Origin of the sequence: Ekhidna sp. (assembly GCF_965228795.1) — a bacterium.
GTDB lineage: Bacteria > Bacteroidota > Bacteroidia > Cytophagales > Cyclobacteriaceae > Ekhidna.
On record NZ_OZ245839.1, the window covers coordinates 4,302,874 to 4,318,867 of the forward strand.

The 15,994-nt window shown below is 40.9% G+C and carries 9 protein-coding genes; 7 read left to right on the forward strand and 2 right to left on the reverse strand.

The window, feature by feature from the left end; translation table 11 throughout:
* A complete protein-coding gene (locus ACQK2H_RS19475; RefSeq protein ID WP_425393057.1) occupies window positions 1-909 on the forward strand; it encodes a rhomboid family intramembrane serine protease in 909 nt (302 codons plus the stop codon).
* A gap of 39 nt (window positions 910-948) precedes the next feature.
* A complete protein-coding gene (locus ACQK2H_RS19480) occupies window positions 949-1,323 on the forward strand; it encodes a hypothetical protein (protein WP_425393058.1) in 375 nt (124 codons plus the stop codon).
* Between the two features lie 2 nt (window positions 1,324-1,325).
* On the opposite strand, the gene ACQK2H_RS19485 is transcribed toward ACQK2H_RS19480, so the two are convergent.
* Window positions 1,326-2,174, reverse strand: coding sequence for a hypothetical protein (locus ACQK2H_RS19485; protein WP_425393059.1), 849 nt, complete (start codon window positions 2,172-2,174; stop codon window positions 1,326-1,328).
* A 67-nt stretch (window positions 2,175-2,241) separates the two neighbouring features.
* A complete protein-coding gene (gene rlmN / locus ACQK2H_RS19490) occupies window positions 2,242-3,282 on the reverse strand; it encodes a 23S rRNA (adenine(2503)-C(2))-methyltransferase RlmN (protein ID WP_425393060.1) in 1,041 nt (346 codons plus the stop codon).
* 48 nt (window positions 3,283-3,330) lie between these two features.
* On the opposite strand from rlmN, the gene ACQK2H_RS19495 reads away from it, so the two are divergent.
* The 5 genes from ACQK2H_RS19495 (at window position 3,331) to ACQK2H_RS19515 (ending at window position 15,982) form a co-directional block, all read left to right on the forward strand.
* On the forward strand, window positions 3,331-3,831 hold the full coding sequence (locus ACQK2H_RS19495; protein WP_425393061.1) for a TRAP transporter small permease subunit: 501 nt from the start codon (window positions 3,331-3,333) through the stop codon (window positions 3,829-3,831).
* Window positions 3,809-5,116: a hypothetical protein gene (locus tag ACQK2H_RS19500; RefSeq protein ID WP_425393062.1), complete on the forward strand. Its 1,308-nt coding sequence runs from the start codon at window positions 3,809-3,811 to the stop codon at window positions 5,114-5,116. The genes ACQK2H_RS19495 and ACQK2H_RS19500 overlap by 23 nt, the downstream gene beginning before the upstream one ends.
* Window positions 5,113-6,408, forward strand: coding sequence for a TRAP transporter large permease (locus ACQK2H_RS19505; protein WP_425393063.1), 1,296 nt, complete (start codon window positions 5,113-5,115; stop codon window positions 6,406-6,408). The genes ACQK2H_RS19500 and ACQK2H_RS19505 overlap by 4 nt, the downstream gene beginning before the upstream one ends.
* Window positions 6,409-6,533: 125 nt before the next feature.
* Window positions 6,534-7,265 (forward strand): hypothetical protein, encoded by a 732-nt coding sequence (locus ACQK2H_RS19510; protein ID WP_425393064.1) that lies wholly within the window; start codon window positions 6,534-6,536, stop codon window positions 7,263-7,265.
* 20 nt (window positions 7,266-7,285) lie between these two features.
* Window positions 7,286-15,982 carry a Kelch repeat-containing protein gene (locus ACQK2H_RS19515; RefSeq protein ID WP_425393065.1) on the forward strand — a complete coding sequence of 2,899 codons (8,697 nt, stop codon included), beginning with the start codon at window positions 7,286-7,288 and terminating at the stop codon, window positions 15,980-15,982.
* Window positions 15,983-15,994 lie beyond the last annotated feature (12 nt).

The window sequence follows — 15,994 nt, forward strand, 5'->3', positions numbered from 1 at the left end:
ATGAACGGGGGAATAAAAGAAGAATTTAGTAACGCCTGGAGCAAGCCCAACAACGCAGTTGTTCAGATTATACTGATCAACCTGATCATCTTTGCATCGGCTCGGATTTTTAAGGTATTCTTTGATTTAAGTGGAGCGACTGATACATTTTTCTGGATCTTCAGAAAACTTCAGCTTCCTGCAGATATTGGAACATTGTTACTACAACCATGGAGCTTGGTTACATACTTTTTCACCCATTACGACTTCTTCCATATCCTTTTCAACATGCTCTTCCTGTTCTGGTTCGGAAGGATCATACAGGAGTTTCTGAACAGCAAGCGAGTGATCTCACTTTATGTCTTGGGTGGACTTGCCGGAGGGTTACTCTACATTTTTATTTACAATTTCTTCCCATTTTACGCTGATAGAGTAGCTGATTCTATGATGCTGGGAGCATCCGCTGGTGTTTTTGCCATTGTAGTGGGAGCTGCAGTCTTCATGCCAAATTATACCTTTTTCCTTCTGTTTATAGGGCCGGTTAAAATCAAATACATCGCCATCTTTTACGTATTTATGTCTTTCATAGGTACTACAGGAGCAAATGCTGGTGGGGAAATCGCACACTTAGGTGGAGCCGTAGTAGGATGGCTTTATATTTCTCAGCTAAATAAAGGATCGGACATTGGGGGCTGGGTGATTTCTTTTATCCAATTTGTAAAGAGCATGTTTAAGCCTCAACCAAAAATTAAAGTCACTCATCGCTCCGGCAACAGAGGCTCTTCGAAGAAGTCCAGCATGTCAGCGAGCAGTGCCAGCAAAACCCCACAAGCTGAGATCGATGCGATATTGGATAAAATTTCAGAGAAAGGATACGAAAGCCTCACTAAAGACGAGAAGCAAAAGCTATTCAATGCAAGTAAGAAATAGCACGAAATTTGCTTCTATCATGACTTAAAAATATAAGTCATGAAAAAAATTGCTATTCTACTTATCCTTCCTTTTCTCTTTTCATGTGAAGATGAAAAACAAACCTCATCGGATGATTTATTAGAACAGATGAATGCTGTATATGAAGAGATTCAATCAGTCATAGAAGTATCATGTAGCTCTACAAGCCAATGCATTGCAACCCCAATCGGTGTGAAGCCATGCGGAGGGCCAACAAGATTCATTGTTCACTCAAATACCACCGATCAAAATGAATTGGATAGTCTGGTTGATCAATATAATGGCCTAAATGCAAGGTACAATGAGGTCAATAACCTGGGATCTGATTGCTCGATTGAAACAGCACCTGAAATTGAGTGTGTTACAGGTGAATGCCAGGAAGTTACTAGTTAGTTTTAAAGCCGCTTGAAAAATAGCATTTCTTGCGGCTTCCCCCTGTTTTTTTCACTGATGGTATAAAAGTTTCTATTGACCCAGCAAATGGCTTCTCCCTGAGGTTCGGGGACATAATCAATGGAAACAGGATTCCACTCCAGAATACGATCTGCTGCTTTTCCTTCCGATGAGCTCCAATAGTAAATAGCACCATAATGCTTTAATAAAATCTCCCCCTCATCATTCATATCAGCAGCTGTGTAAAGTTTTCCCGGAACAGTCCCAAGAGATTTAATTGTTTTAGGAGAATCGCTCTCTTCAAACTTAAACGAGTAGACAAGTGGTTTTTCTTCTCTTTTCGTAACCAACACAAACTCATCGCTGTAGTAGTCATACAGCATAGCTTCAGCGTCACGTGCTCCTTCTGCATACTTGAAATTCATGACCTTCAACTGGTCGATTTCAATGATAGGATTCCCGCTGAATGCCGGCTCCTCTAAACATATCAGACTTACATAATCATGAACCGCACGGTTGTCCCCAATTTCTGCAACATAAATGAATGACCGATCTCCCTTCTTTATTGTGATTATTTCTTCCCAATCACGATTTTCCACACCACTAAGGACTACCTCCAGTTTTATGTCACCATAGCGATTGATCAAGTACAATACGGGATCACTGCCACTGTCATTGTGTGTCCAGAAATAACCGGGATTTTTATATGACTCTTCTAAGCCTGAGACCTCCACCAATCGATCATCTGTGATAGTGGCAATGACTTTTTGAGTGGAAAAAAAACGAATAATTGAATTTCCGAAAAGAAGCAAAGGTGCAATTAGGATTGGTAGTAGATATCCCTTCCGCATACGTTTTAAATTGAAGCCTGCAATAATAATGGATTATTGAATCATGTGTCAGATCCTTCGATAAAAATCAGGCGACTTTCGATTTATTGGCCAGCTGACCACAGGCGGCATCAATGTCTTTTCCTCTACTCCTTCTCACGCTTGTGTGAATGCCCCCTTTAATTAAGTGATTCGCAAATCGATCGATAGTCTCAGGGTCTGCTTTGGTAAATGAAGCTTCTGAAATAGGGTTGTACTCGATAATGTTCACTCGCACGCCTGGCACTTTGCGAGCGTACTTCAATAATTTGTCAGCATCCTCAATTGAATCGTTAAAGTCATAGAATAGGATGTATTCAAATGTGATCCGATTGCCTGTTTTATCGTAGAAATAATTCAGTGCTTTTAGTAACGCTTCCAATGTATTCGTCTCATTAATGGGCATGATGGAATCACGCTTTTTATCATCCGCCGCATGAAGAGAAAGGGCCAAATTGAATTTCACCTCATCATCCGCCAGCTTCTGTATCATCTTGGCAATACCTGCAGTCGAAACGGTTATGCGTTTCGGAGACATATTCAGGCCATCCGCTGCAGTGATACGATCGATTCCCTCCATCATCCCTTTGTAATTCAACAGAGGCTCACCCATTCCCATAAATACGATATTGGACAATGGTTTTTGATAGTGTTCTTCTGCCTGGTCCCGGATAGCCACCACCTGATCATAAATTTCACCACCATCGAGATTACGCTCACGCTTCATGTAGCCGGTAGCACAAAATTTACAGCTAAGCGAGCAGCCAACCTGTGAAGATACGCATGCCGTCATTCGGTCATCAGCAGGAATAAGAACCCCCTCAATCAAGTGCTTATCGTGAAGTCTAAATGCAGACTTAATCGTGCCATCATTAGAAAGCTGAGAGTTGTCTATTGTTATGTGATTAATCACAAACTCTTTCTTTAACTGATCCCTCAATTCTTTTGAAAGATTGGACATTTCATCGAATGATGTAGCAGATTTAGCCCACAACCACTCCCATACCTGTTTTGCACGGAATTTCTTTTCTCCTTTTGACTCAAACCAGGTAATCAAACCCTCCAACGACTCTTTCCTAATGTCCTTCATTCTGCAAAGGTATGAAGATGGTTTCGGTTCTTTTACTATTTTCGTCGAGTGACCCTCATTGACAACATAAATAAAACCATTGGAAAAGCATCTTCCTGGCTTACATTGGTACTTGTACTTGTGATTGTTGTTGATGTTATTCTACGATATACCCTGAGTATTACATCAGCTGCCTCTTTTGAATTAGAGTGGCATTTGTTTGCTGCAATTTTTCTTCTGGGAGCCGCCTACACCTTACAGCAAGACAAACATGTTCGGGTAGACGTCTTTTATCATCGCTTTTCTGAAAAAACGAAAGCATGGGTAAATCTTGTGGGTACTTTACTTCTTCTATTGCCTTTCTGCGGGGTTGCCTTTTGGGAGTCATTATCTTTTGTTAGAAGTTCATTTTTGCTCAATGAAACTAGCCCACAACCAGGAGGACTTCCTGCAAGATGGATTATTAAATCAACCATCCCAGCGGGATTCTTCTTATTAGCATTGCAAGGAGTTTCGCTAACCTTAAAATCTTTAGTAATAATCACCCATGGAAAAGCAAAAAGTAACTAAGTCTCTAGAGGAAAAAACGCCCAGCTGGCTAAAGACCATTCAGTTAAATAGCTGGGAGGCAGAGCTTTTAGTGTCCGCGTTGGTCCTGTACGCACTCTTTCAAGTGCCTGAGTTTTTAGAAAAAACGTCTCTTCAGACTTTTGATAGAGCTAGCAGAATGCATGGGTTATTCAGGTTGCTCGAAAAAGCAATCCAGTTATTAAGTATTGGCTACATTTTACATATTCTGGTCAGAGGAATTTGGGTCGCGTCTGTCGGATTGAGTTATGTATTTCCAAAGGGTGTAAATCATGAATCGCTAAATTTTAAAGGAAACTTTAAAAAGGAGCTTACCAAAAATGGTTCATTGGTGAAAATGGTGCTTCGCTTGGAAGAGCTATCATCCATTATCTATGGTGTATCATTCATCTTTTTTGGGACGCTGGTAGGCTTTGGATCATTACTCTTTACATTCTTATTCTTCGTAGAGTTTATTGTGCCTTTGATGAATCAGAATCCGTACTTTGCTGTACCCGCTTTCTTTTTCATACTTTTCTATTTTTTACTCTGTATCATCGTTTTCATTGATTTTTTAACCAATGGATATTTTCGAAGAAAAAACTGGTCAGCCGACTGGTTTTATTACGTAGCATTTTTCTTTAGGATAGTCACTTTATCCTTTTTGTACAGAAGGTCTTTATTGGTGCTAATTTCTAACATCAAAGGATGGAGGTCCTATTTAGTACCTTTTGTTGTCTTAGGAGTTACAGGTGGATTTTTGTACCTAAAAGATGAAATCGGTGATAACAGACGTGACAATTACTACCAATCCAATGCAAATGGTGATTATTTATCGGCTAACTATGAGAACCTAAGAGATGACAATGATTATCTGGTAGCCACCGTTCAATCTGATATAATTAATGGAAGCGCATTAAAAGTCTTTCTTAGAGATCTTGGTTCTTTTGGTGGTATTTATGTTTTTGAGGGTAAAACATTAGATGTGCCCAAATGGGAATCACTTTCTTCAGATTCCATTTCAAACTTTTTAAATAAACGATTATCGGTATCAATAGACGATCACCAAATTGATAGCATTAAATGGTTTAAGAACCAACATCCATCCACTTATGCATTCGGATTCACCTCCTTCATCGACTTAGCTTCTTTTGAGCGAGGAACCCATTTCTTAAAAATTGGTATAGACACCACCAATATGAAGGATGCAGCAAAGAAAATAGTGGAAAACGAGAATTACTCTTTGACAACAATCAGCAACATCTACTTTTTCTACGATAAGCCATGATGGAATACCTCCCTCTCATACTGTTCGGAGTAATCTTTCTTTTAATCCTGATCGGCTACCCTGTAGCATTTACACTTGGAGGTTTGTCGGTGTTGGTAGGACTTATCGTTTTTGATATAGATTTTTTCTATCTCCTTTCGCTTCGAGTTTATGGCACGATGCAAAACTTTGTGCTGCTGGCCGTTCCCTTATTCATTTTTATGGGAATGATGCTGGAGAAGTCAGGCATAGCTGAAAAGTTGCTTTACACCATGAGTATGATGTTTGGCCAGGTCCGGGGAGGGCTCGCTATAGCGGTGGTTGTAGTAGGTGCAATGTTGGCAGCATCTACTGGAATAGTTGGTGCTACAGTGGTCACAATGGGGTTGATCAGTCTGCCAACCATGCTGAAAAATGGGTATGGGCCGAGAATAAGTACAGGAGTTATTGCCTCTTCAGGCACTTTGGGCCAAATCATCCCGCCTTCTGTTGTGCTTGTTCTTTTAGGAAGTGTACTCAATGTCTCAGTGGGTGATTTGTTTCTAGCAGCGGTGGTGCCAGGCGTTTGCCTTGTTGGGATTTACCTGCTTTACATCATCATTTATGGGCAGATCTATCCCGAAAGAGTGCCTAAGGTTTCCAAAGAGCAGTTGCAAGCGTTCAAATCAGAAGGGTACACCCTGGAGGTGCTGAAGTCCTTTCTATTTCCATTTATCCTAATATTAATTGTCCTTGGTTCCATATTTGCGGGAGTTGCCTCCCCTACTGAAGCAGCAGGTGTTGGTGCTTTTGGTGCGATGGTACTCGCTGTGGTCAACAAAAAATTCAACCTAAAGATGCTCAAAGGAGTGATGCAAGAAACCACAATGCTCACTTCAATGGTATTCATGATCCTTGTGGGCGCCACGGCTTTTTCTTTAGTGTTCAGAGGGTTAGAGGGCGATAAATTCCTGCTTCATCTGATTGAAAGTGCCAATCTGGATGCCACGGCGTTCTTGATTTTAGTAATGGTCATTGTTTTCATCTCCGGATTTTTTATTGACTTCATTGAGATTGTATTCATATTAGTTCCGGTAGTTGCTCCGATCTTCGTGACCTTAGGAGTTGATTTGATATGGATTGGCATTTTACTGGCTATTAACCTTCAAACATCATTTTTAACACCTCCTTTTGGTTTTGCGCTGTTTTATTTAAAGGGAGTGGCTCCTCCGGAAGTGAAAACCAGCCATATCTATCAAGGCATAATTCCATTCGTGATTATTCAGTTGATTTTTTTAACCCTACTCATCCTGTTTCCATCGATTATTAGCTAAATGAGAATTGAGATAAAATAATATTTCAGTAAATTGTAAGACTATAAAATCAGTTGTAAATCCGTCAAAAACCTTAGTCAACCTCTACACACTATTCTACATAGTGATCTTTAAATCAAGTTCTTATGAAATTTTCTAAGTTATTAATCAGTCTTCTGGTCCTCTCTCCATTTTGGAGCTTTAGTCAGGAAGTTCAAATAACGAACATTCAGATGAAGGGGCCGGATATGGTAATTACCTACAATCTTATCGATGAACGAATCGATCGTAGCTACTCCATGCATCTGTATACCTCACTCGATAACTTTATACAGCCTGTAGAAAAAGTCTCTGGTGATGTAGGAGTAGATATTCCGGTTGGAGCCAATAAAACGATCGTATGGAATGCCAAAGAGGAGTTAGGTGAATTCAACGATGGCATTAAGCTAGAAATAAAAGGCCAAATATATGTGCCATTCATTGAGCTGGATGGGGTTGAGAGGGGAATGATCCTCAAACGAGGAAAAATGACCGACATCCGATGGACAGGTGGTAGAGGAGATAATATTCTAAATGTGGACCTCTACCAGGGAGAAAAATTAGTTAGAGGCCTTGGAGAATTGCCTAACACCGGAAATGCCAATTTAAAAATTCCTAGCAATGTACCTCCAGGCAAAGGATATAGATACAAAATCAGTGATGAACGAAACAGAGATGAGGTAGTATACTCACCATCTTTTGAGGTGAAGAGAAAATTTCCTCTACTGATAAAAGTGGGATCAGGCATCACCATTGGCGTATTCGGGTATTACCTTATTAAAAGCCTCATACCGGTAAATGAGCCGGATATTAGTTCACCACCTTTCCCTGAACAATAAGAATTTTGAGAAGCATGAATATGAGAAGAATATTATCAATCATCGCCTTTGGAGTAGCAATTACATCTATTGCGCAAACTCCTACCTATAAGTGGGTCGGAGGCTCAAATGAGTCAAGAGGTAATACTAATCTTACATTGACAGAGCCAGGTGCACGTATGGGGGCATCTGCGTTTAAAGACTCCAACGGAGATTTCTGGCTTTTTGGAGGAAATGGAAACGACTTTACAGGATATCAGGGATATTACGATGACATGTGGAAATATGATCGATCTTCCGGAATCTGGGAATGGGTAAGCGGAAGAATGACTGTAGATCAACCTATTCCAGTTGATAATAACTCGTTATCCTTTGATGGGATTAATGATCGCATTGAGATCACAAATCCACCGATGGATTTTTCACAAAACCTGACGATAGAGTTTTGGTTCAAGCCTACTCAGGATGGAGTGATGCTTTCCTACTCTGTGGAAGAGGAGGAATCTGACGCGTTTAAGGGCTGGCGCTTTGAAATCGTAAATAGTGGAAATGAAATATGGGTACTTCGCGAACAGTTTTTAATAGCATCCTTTTCTACAAATGCTAATCTATTCGGTGAGTGGCACCACATTGCTTACTCTTACGAAGAAGGAGATGGCCTTTTTCAAGGAAACAAACAAAAGGTTTATCTGGATGGGGAACTAATGTTTGAAAATGGTGATCGACTTTTGGAGGAACCAAGCTATGACAACCATGTAGTATATGTTGGAGGTTATCATGATAGCTCAGACGATATTTACTTTACTGGTGAACTGGATGAATTGCGTTTTTGGAACATTACCAGATCAAGTGGTGAAATTATCTCTAATAAAGACGTAGAGCTGACCGGAACCGAAAATGGGCTTGCAGCATATTACAAATTTAATCAGGGGGTTGCCAACAGCAATGGAAACTCTGAAACTGAGCTCATAAATGAAACGGGAGGGACAAATGGCTATTTCAACAACGGGTTTTATCGGGATGGTGTATTTATTGGTCAGATGGCTGAAGTAAGGGTGTGGAGTGGATATAAGGATTTATATTTTATTTCTTCACAAGCCAATAATATTGTGTCGGGGTTAGAAGCCGACCTTACCAGCGCCTATGATTTCTCGGATGGCACTCCTGAAGGTGATAATACTGGTGTATCACTCATCTCAGATTTGACATCTAATTCATTCGATGGCTCAATCGAAAACTTTTCGTTAACGAGTAACGCTTCAAATTTTACCGAAGACAATCTGGAAATCCTGCCACAACCCTATCCTAATGAGTGGGGTGGGAGAAGATCCAAAATTGGTGATTTTGATGATGACACATTCGTGGATATTGTTACTATCAACAATGATCACTCCTTTAGTTTATTGCTGAATGATCAATCAGGGGGGTTCGAGGCATTCGTTAAGTTTGACCTAGGGACCTTCGCGAGAGATATTGAATCTGGTTATTACAATGATGATCAATTTCTTGATGTCGCAGTGGTTGGTTGGGATAATGGCACTGACGATCGCATACGAATATTTTTCGGAGATGGAAATGGAGATTTTCCATCCTTTATTGATCTGGATCCAGGTGACAATACCCATCCTGAAAGCATTTCCTCCGATGATTTCAATGACGATGGTTTCGATGACCTGGTTATAGGAAATCGAGAAAGTCATCAAGTAAATGTTTATTTAGCCGACGGACTGGGGGGATTTGGAACGCCGCAAGTTTTTGAAGTGGATTGGCTTTATGCAACAAACATCGCACTAGCAGATGTCAATAATGACGGGCATGAAGATATTGCTACTGGTAGTATTTATGGCAGCAATAACAGAGGTAGATTAAATATTTTTCTTAATGATGGTACAGGTAATTTTATCGATCAGGGAACACCACCATCCAGCCCATACATAGAAAATTTATATCCCATTGATATCAATCAGGATGGAAATATAGACTTCTTGTTTCGAAATGGAAACTTTAGCGGAATACTGACTGGAAGCGGTGACGGTACATTTACCTGGGGAGCGGAAACCAATCTGGATAGGGCCTTCGGAGATATTTTACCTTTAGGTTTTGAAGGAGAAAACTTTAGATACATTACTTCCAGCCTCTGGCAAACTAATTTTTATCTTTATGAAGTAACGCCAGATGCTCAGTTCACAGAACTGAAACAATTTAATACAAACTCAAGCCCGGGAAACATTCATCTGGTTGACTTTGATAAAGATGGTATAGATGACCTGGTAATACCTGAAGAAGCCAACAGGGTGAGTGTAATGCTTCTTGAGGGGAATGAATACATGAGAAGCGATCCAGTCAATGTTCTCGATTTTGATGGTGATGATGATTTTATAGAAATACCGGATTTAAGACCATATGATGGAAGCTTTACCTGGGAAGCATGGGTAAAAACTGAGGACAATGGCCCATTATTTTCATTCTCTAGCGACAATCTAATCTCTGAATTCAATTCCGGACACTTTTCCCTAGCAATCAAGGATAAACAATTGACCTTCCTTGTCCATGGAGGTGTTGAAATTGTAGCCGATGGAGAGAATGTCATAACAGATAATAACTGGCACCACCTTGCGCTGGCTATAGACATCAACCCAGCCGGCAATGAAATTGTCACGCTCTACATTGATGGTACTCCAGCGATTAATGAGTACAATCTTAATTTTGATGGAGACATTGATTTTAGCAATACCAATAATACCTCCAAACTTGGATACACCTCTGGTGATTTCAGAAGTGTCTTAGGAACAACCGGCCAAGCAGAAAACTCCAACTGGACCGAAGGTGTCAACTTTCCAGGTCCTGTTCACGGCAGGGCCTACAACGCCTATTGGACCGATGCAAATGATAACTTTTTCACTTTTGGAGGAAAAGGAGAAAACGGGATTTATAACTCCATAAAACAATACGATAAAGAAGCAGACGAATGGATTACTGTCAAAGGGATAGATAGTGGTAGTGCTACAGGAACATATGGTGAAAAGGGAGTTTCAGATGCTTCGAATGAACCCCCTATACGATGGGCTATAGACGCCACTGTTGACAGCAATGGAGATGTTTGGATATTTGGTGGAGCGTCAAATGATGCCGCCAATGAATTTTACAGCGATTTATGGAAATACAATCCAATATCTAATGAATGGACTTGGATAAGCGGACCTTCCACAATCAATGAGCTTCCGGTATATGGAGATGGCTCAGCTCACCCTGATAATATACCGGGCCCAAGGTCTAACCACAAAATCTGGACAGATGAAAATGATAACATTTGGGTATTTGGTGGGTACGGACTAGACTCAGAGGGAGCAGAGGGGTATTTGAATGATCTATGGAAATTCGATACGCAGACTTTGGAGTGGACATGGATGGACGGGGGTAATCTCATTGATCAGGGCGGTGAATTCGGTTCTATTGATGAGTATAACGATAATAATTATCCCGGCTCAAGATCCGCTAGCCTTCTTTGGGAAGACTCCAATGGACTCATTTGGCTTTTTGGCGGGCAGGGTATTGATAAGTTTGGAATCCAATCAGGGTATCTCAATGATCTCTGGAGTTTAAATCCATCTACCGGTCAGTGGGCCTGGCATTCAGGTTCGGATTTCGCAGGGAGTACAGGAAGTTACAATGAACCGGGCTTGAGTTCAACAGATTATGTCCCCGGTGCTAGATGGCATGGTGTAAATTGGATTGACGAAAATGATAAGCTTTGGTTATTCGGAGGATATAAGTTCAACCAGCTTACTACGGGTATTTATAATGATTTCTGGAACTATGAACCATCTACAAAAGAGTGGACCTGGCTAAACGGGTATAGTTCTACCACCAATATCAACGAGCTTGGGGTTTACGGAGAATTTAATGGCGGTTCTTTACCATTTCCGGGATCAAGACACGGAGGATTAACCTGGAATGATAGTAAAGGTACTTTCTGGATGCTTGGAGGAGCTGAATTAGGATCTAGCGTATATGGTTTCTACAATGATTTATGGAAATACGAACCAAGCAAAAATAAATGGACATACATCCTTGGATCAACCGAACTCGAGATTAATGAAGGGGTGTATGGGTCAAAAGGTATTGGGAGTTCATCAAACATACCAAAAAGCAGATGGCATGGAGCCTCTTGGACTGGGACTGATGGAAAATTGTGGTTTTTCGGTGGAATACATCACAATGAAGAAATTAACGATATCGCTTGGTTGAATGACCTTTGGTATTTCGATTCGGAATCTGGAGTTTATACCTGGGCAGGTGGTAGTAGTAAAGTAAATGGGTCTGCTGTTTATGGAATAAAAGGTCAATCAAGCACGGGTCACATTCCTGGCGCCAGAAGCTCTTCCGCCTATTGGCAGGATAGTGACGGGTATTTCTGGTTGTTTGGTGGATACGAGAGCTTTGAGTATAACAATGACCTATGGAAATTCAACCCAAATACGCTGGAATGGACTTGGGTTTCAGGAAACAATTTTCAAAATGCTCCTGGAGTGTATGGTGAAAAGGGGTCTCCCTCAGAATCAAATGTAATAGGAGCCAGAAGGTATACAGACGGAAGAATAGACCAAAAAGGTGACGTTTGGATTTTTGGAGGTGAGGCATATGATAGTCAAGGGCAAAGAGGCTGGCTAAATGACTTATGGAAATATGATGCTTCCACGAATACATGGACATGGATGGCGGGAAGTAAGGTGAGAAATACACCCGGAGTTTTTGGAACTAAAGGTGTACCCGATCCCGATAATTTACCCCCTCCTCGATATGGTCACACGATGTGGATTGATGATTCAGGTAATATCTGGATATTTGGTGGTTATGGTCTTCTGGGGGATGTGGAAAGCCAGGTAGTTGGTCAACTAAATGACCTTTGGAAGTTTGATGTGAAAACAGAAGAGTGGACGTGGATAGACGGTGATTCTGAATTTGTACCTACTGGGGTTTATACTAATCAAGGCTTTTTCAGCAATGATAATAAAATGTTTGGGCGAGCACGTGTCCAAAATTTTGGGGTTTATGATAAAAGTCTTTGGTTTTTCGGTGGTAGAAGAGGTGGATCTATCAGCTTTAATGATTTCTGGGAAATTAAATTCAATCCTGCTTTACCTCGACTAGAAGTGCCTCATGAGGTTAAACAAAACTCCTTCTCTTTCAGATATGATGAACCATGGACCAGGGAGTATCAAATACAGGTTTCCCTTACTGATGATTTTAGTGATCCTTTATTTGACATTGTTACAGCGAATGACGCATCAACCTTTCAAGGACTAACCTCCGGAACATATTATTACTATCGAGTAAACGCACAAAATGAGATAGGTGAATCAGGCTTCACTTCCGGAAGTAGTCTCTTAACTCTACCCACCACCCCAACTTTTGCATCATTAGAGACAGCAGTCTCCGGACTGACGTCTGTAGAAGCAACATTAAACTGGGAAGTAACAGATGGTATTTTGGATGGCTATTACCTGGACGTATCTCAGGATCCTACATTTAGTGACGAAGCATTGGTTCATGAAGACTATTCCGGCAAATCCATTGATATATCTCAGCAGCAGCAAATTTTAGCGCTCAAACAGGGTACACAATACTACGCTCGCATTCAATCATTCAATGCTTCAGGGGTGTCGCCGTTTTCTCAAACTGTACCCTTTTTGACGAAACCTGAAACACCAACATTTGACTCTGAAGTAGTGGTGTCAGAGATTACTCAATCGTCAGCTCTTATAACCTGGAGTGAAGTGCCTGAAATATTGAATGGGTATCGAATTTCGGTTTCTACATTAGATGACGGACATCAGGATTCCACCGCTTTTTTGGCAAACTATTCAAGCTTAAACATCGCTAAAACAAAAACTTCGATCAGATTGAATGGACTCTCGCCAGGAACTAACTATTACGCATACCTGGTAGCTGCCAATTCGTCCGGTGACTCAGAAATATCTGAAAAAATATCCATCATTACTACCCCAGCCTCTCCAGTTTTTGATTTAGAAACGTCTATTTTATCTATTTCACAAGACGAAATCACAATTGCGTGGGAAGCCCCCGAAGGCTTCTTCGAGGGATACTATTTGGAAGTAAGCACGGATCCAAGCTTTGTAAATACAAACCTCATGCTAGCAGGTTATGGCAAAGGAGGAATTCCATTTACACTAAGTCAGGACGATCTTAGCACAACAGTGAGTGGACTTATTCCCGGAATCACATATCATACCAGAATTAAGGCATTCAATGCTGCAGGAGTATCACCAAATTCAAATGTTCTCAGTTTTACTACTGTACCAAAAGCGCCCACCTTGGGTCAGGTAAATAATATTTCTCAGACAGAAGCCACGATCAATTGGCAATCCACCCCTGGAACTGATGTTTACTTGATGGATATCAATACATCTGAGGGCTTTGAAGAGGAGTCAGCTCTATTTACAGATTTTCCACTGGCTGTTCCCTTTTATGTGCTTGAAGAATTGTCTCCAGGTATTCGGTACTATGTCAGGGTTCAATCAAGCAACGCAAGCGGAAGCAGTGGAGAAATGGATCCTGCAGATTACGGACAAGCTAACTTTATTACAATTCCTGGAACGCCAAACCTAAACAATATTGAATATGGCCAAAATCAAGTAACCATCACCTGGCCGGAAGTGACTGGAGCTGCTTCCTACGAGGTAGATGCTTCGGATAACTTCTTTCTTTCATTCCTATCAGATTTCGAAGCAAAAAGTATTACCGATTCAGAAATCGTAATAGATGGTCTGGACCCAGGTGAAGAGTACCAGGTACGGGTAAGGGCAGTAAACGAAGCAGGTGAATCTCCAAATGCGCAAATAGTAGACCTACTGACACTGCCGGGGACACCTACAGCAAGGGATGCTTCTAATTCTTCTTCAAGGGTGTTTACAGCCAACTGGGATGCAGCGAATGGTGCAGATTATTATGTATTAGAGGTGTCACTGGATGGCTTCCAAACATTCCATTACAATGAGCAATTGAGTTCTGCTTCTCCGGTAAAAATTGAAAATTTAATTGCAGGAGAGACTTATGAATATCGAGTGAAGGCCGGAAATGCTTCAGGAGAATCGCCATACTCTTCATCCATCGAAGTGATTGCTCAAAACACTGCCCAATCACTCAGTATTGCTTCGCTGGAATACGAAGATGAATTTGGGGAAAATACGTCTTCTGCGGTTATTTCTGTTCAGTTCTCCGGAGGGGTTGGAGATCCGGCAGTCATTATTCGTCACAAAGAAATTCTAAGTCCAACATGGTCTGATGACATCCCTATGACTGAAATATCACCTACAGAATTTGAGTTTACTGTTCTTTCAAATATGCTTGATGAGGTGGGGATGGTGTTTGAGATTGAAGCAGATGATGGTGTCACTTTAATCCAGCAAAGAAATAATACTATTAAACGTACTTTCACAGAATCAAGTAGTGAGCCATTACCTGCAATAGAACTAGGACAATGGAGTATGATCAGTATTCCATATGTACTGGAAGATAATTTAGTACAATCAATATTTAATGAGCTAAGCGATCTGGCTTATAAGAAACGATGGAGACTAATGACTTACCTGGATGGTGAATATCAGGATCAGGGCGTAGGCTTCACAAGAATCGATCTTGGCAGAGGTTATTGGTTCAATGCACTCAACGATGTGACTATCAGTGTAGGTGCAGGTCAAACCAACAGCACCATTCCATTTGAAATGGCGCTGAATCAGGGGTGGAATCAAATTGGAAACCCATACAACACAACCATCAATTGGGACGAGATTTTAGATGAAAACACGCTAACAATCAATGTTGGAAGGATCATAACGTACGATCCAACAACGAAAGAATTTAGTGAAAGCAGAACATTGGATCCATTTTCAGGGGCTTTTGTTTTTGCGGACCAGGCGATTACGCTTTCTGTGAGTCCCTTAGCAGGATCAACGAACGCAAGAACTGAACAATATCAAGAGTTAGAGGCATTTTCAGGGGACAATTGGATCAAAAAGCTAAGCCTGAACTGGGGGGGTAAGTCGAGAGAAATCGCTGCAGTGGGAATGCACAACGAAGCAAGTTCAAGCAAAGACCGATTTGATAAGCCGGTCATACCTCGATTTGAAAATTATCTTGAGATGTATACGAAGGTAGATGACTTCTTCTATCCAAAATTTAGCCACGATATTAAGCCAAAATCAAAGGAACATGTTTGGGTCTATGACCTGGAGTCCAACCACATCTCTGGTTTGACTGAGCTAACCTGGAATCCGGATATGCTTGGTTCTGGCAAACTGTGGCTGGTAGATGAAACCAATGGTAAAATCACAGAAATGACTAGTGTGAATTCATACGGGTTTGCAATGAATCAGTCGCATCAGTTTTCGATTCATTACTCAGAAGATCCCAATTATGTAGTCATTCCTACCAGGCTGGCATTGGGTGATATTTATCCAAATCCAGTAAGTAAAAGCTCTCATATACCATTACTATTACCGAAACAAAATGAGCGCTATGATTTGCAGCTCAATCTGTATAATATGAATGGTCAGCTTGTGAAGACCATAGCTACCGGAGATTATGCTCCGGGTATTCACATTTTTGAGCTCAATGCAAAAGACATTGGGCTTAGGGATGGTATGTATTTCTATGGAGTTACATTCAAAAACATGGACTATACTCCAAAACAGAAGAAAATTATCATTAAGAGATAGCAAAAACCTTAT

Excerpts from the sequence above, each read along its gene's own strand:
- ACQK2H_RS19515 (WP_425393065.1), top strand. The coding sequence starts at position 7,286 with ATGAGAAGAATATTATCAATCATCGCCTTTGGAGTAGCAATTACATCT.
- ACQK2H_RS19475 (WP_425393057.1), top strand. The coding sequence starts at position 1 with ATGAACGGGGGAATAAAAGAAGAATTTAGTAACGCCTGGAGCAAGCCC.
- ACQK2H_RS19510 (WP_425393064.1), top strand. The coding sequence starts at position 6,534 with ATGAAATTTTCTAAGTTATTAATCAGTCTTCTGGTCCTCTCTCCATTT.
- ACQK2H_RS19485 (WP_425393059.1), bottom strand. The coding sequence starts at position 2,174 with ATGCGGAAGGGATATCTACTACCAATCCTAATTGCACCTTTGCTTCTT.
- ACQK2H_RS19500 (WP_425393062.1), top strand. The coding sequence starts at position 3,809 with ATGGAAAAGCAAAAAGTAACTAAGTCTCTAGAGGAAAAAACGCCCAGC.
- ACQK2H_RS19480 (WP_425393058.1), top strand. The coding sequence starts at position 949 with ATGAAAAAAATTGCTATTCTACTTATCCTTCCTTTTCTCTTTTCATGT.
- ACQK2H_RS19505 (WP_425393063.1), top strand. The coding sequence starts at position 5,113 with ATGATGGAATACCTCCCTCTCATACTGTTCGGAGTAATCTTTCTTTTA.
- rlmN (WP_425393060.1), bottom strand. The coding sequence starts at position 3,282 with ATGAAGGACATTAGGAAAGAGTCGTTGGAGGGTTTGATTACCTGGTTT.